Annotated in this window: 2 protein-coding genes and 1 pseudogene; 2 read left to right on the top strand and 1 reads right to left on the bottom strand. The window is 45.0% G+C overall.

What is annotated here, in order from left to right; genetic code table 11:
* The coding region (locus H6G26_RS41195; protein ID WP_242054407.1) for a hypothetical protein at positions 1 to 1,115 on the bottom strand (1,115 nt) is incomplete at its 3' end.
* Between the two features lie 283 nt (positions 1,116 to 1,398).
* On the opposite strand from H6G26_RS41195, the gene H6G26_RS41190 reads away from it, so the two are divergent.
* Both H6G26_RS41190 and H6G26_RS41185 read left to right on the top strand, forming a co-directional pair.
* The gene (locus H6G26_RS41190) at positions 1,399 to 1,653 is read left to right on the top strand and encodes a helix-turn-helix transcriptional regulator (RefSeq protein ID WP_190737844.1); all 255 of its coding nucleotides are present in this window, start codon (positions 1,399 to 1,401) and stop codon (positions 1,651 to 1,653) included.
* Between the two features lie 227 nt (positions 1,654 to 1,880).
* A pseudogene (locus H6G26_RS41185) lies at positions 1,881 to 2,149 on the top strand (hypothetical protein); the annotation flags it as partial.

Below are 2,149 nucleotides of genomic sequence, written 5' to 3'. Positions count from 1 at the left end.
GCAGCGAGTAACTGTATTTCTGTCATTCCTGTTTTGTTGTCAGTGACAGGTTTAGTCCAGCCTAATTTATCTTGAATCCACGCCCGGATGCCGATGGTGTTAAATGAACGGCATACCAATCGGGCTTGCTTGGTACAGTATCTACCAGCTTCGTAAGCGTAGTACTCTAGGATGATTGCGATCGCAGTGTCGGGAATACCACTAGTTCTCCAGTCGGTTAGGTTCGCGGCATCAAAGTTTTGCTGCATAAGCATTTGAGCCAGTTTAGAGGGTTCCAGGTTCGCGCTCTCTAATGCTTTCCCGATAGCTTTATCACTAACCCCAACAAGTCTTGCAGTTGCCCGAAGGCTAGCTTTCGCTTGACCGCGCACTGCATCATAGACCGAGTTAGAATACTGCTGCTGGACTGAATAACGCCTCTTCACCCACCAGTTACCGTCAGTGCATCGGACTTGCCCCAGTTTCACGCCGTTGTTGTTGTAAATGCCATCATCGAGAATTTCAAACCCATAATTCTGGCACTCGTTGAAGATATGCGCCATGATTTGGTTTTCGGTAGAAGAGGAAAGCATGGGGGCAGAGGCGCAGAGGGGCAGAGGAGAAAGTTGTTGTAAGTTTTTCCCCTCTGCACCCCTGCTCCCCTGCACCTCTGCTTTTACTGTTAGTGTGCCATCTTTATAGTGAGTGCAGATGAAGCGATCGCAACGCATTAGAGTATTGGCACGAAATACTTCTTTATCGTTGACCATGACTACCCAGCGTTGGGTTAAGTGGTTGTCGTCATGGCTGATGCTGGCTACCAGTTTGTCATCAGCGTAATATTCGTGATGGTCAAAAGAGATTTCGACTATTTTGAGGGGTTCGGGAGCAACAACTTGGGCTTGATCAGCGATGTAGTTGTCGAGTTCGGCTTGGGCGAGAGCTTGGTTGTCGGGGGCAGCAGGGGCGATTTTCTGAATCTTGCTCGCTTGATAATCAGCGATCGCGCTAATCCAAGAATCTTTACAGCGTTTGTCGTTTACCTCAACTGTGCAGGCAATTTCGCTGTAGATTTGCTTGAGTCGGGCAATGGATTTCAGTTGCAGCTGTTGTTGGCTGTAGATGTTGTAAGTCATAATTTAGTGGTACTCCATCTGTACGGTGGTGTTTTACATAAGGTGATCGCGTTTCTTGGCCGGAGCGGCGATCACCTTATTGTTTTGTTTGTTCACAGCACTGTTGGCTGTAGAGAAGACTAAGTTTTAAAGCACAGCAAACTATTTTGCTTCTCTAATTTAAGCGTAGCTATTTAACTAATACTTGTCAAGTCTCACTGAATAAGTAAAGCTTTATAAGTAAAGCTTTATAAAGGAGGAAAGAAGCGCTATCATTTGGTTAGATTAATGGAGGCGTGAAAATATGAACTTAATGCAAGTTACTTTGTCTGTTGATCTGCCTAGTTTAGGCAGTCGAATTAGAGAGATTAGGGAGGCCAAGGGATTATCCCCAACGTGGGTAGCAGCTCAAGCAGGTATGAGCGTTGGCAACCTCTATCGCATAGAAACCGAAGAAGCGAAGTCTTTGCCTCGTGAGACTTTACGAAAACTTTCTGAAGCACTTGGTGTAGATTTTGATGCTGAGGTTAAAGCTGCTTTGGTTCAAGAGGTAAGATAAAAGGCTCACTGGTGACTAAGCAAGGTTTTCAAGCGCAAACGACACAAGTATTTGATTGCTCTGATCTATGCTTTGACTACCTGTAATGTACTGATTAATTAGAAGCTTCGTTTATTGCTTTCTTGATGAAATGGTAAGTCCAAAAGCGATTGCTAGTAGACACCACAGTTTAAATATATCTGCAATCGACGTTGAGCAAATGCCAGTGAACCAAAAGAGGTGGAAAAATGAATAAACCACCCCGTAAGCGCAACAAAGCCACCTCTGCTTCATCCAGTAACGACACGCCACCAGATAACCAAGACCTTGAAGAAAACCCAGCTACAGCAACAATTGACGTTACTGCTGTTGAAATTCCCGAATTAACCGAGCAAGAGATTCGCGATCGCTTGCACTTGGAACGGCAAGTAGAAAAAGCGTTTTACCTTGCGGGTAAAGCCTTAACGGAATTACGAGACAGAAAGCTGTACCGAAGTACGCACAAAACTTTTGAAGA

It is taken from the genome of Nostoc sp. FACHB-888 (assembly GCF_014696655.1).
Lineage (GTDB): Bacteria > Cyanobacteriota > Cyanobacteriia > Cyanobacteriales > Nostocaceae > Nostoc.
The sequence above is the reverse complement of the archived record's forward strand: the minus strand, read 5'-3'. Positions and strand labels throughout refer to the sequence as shown.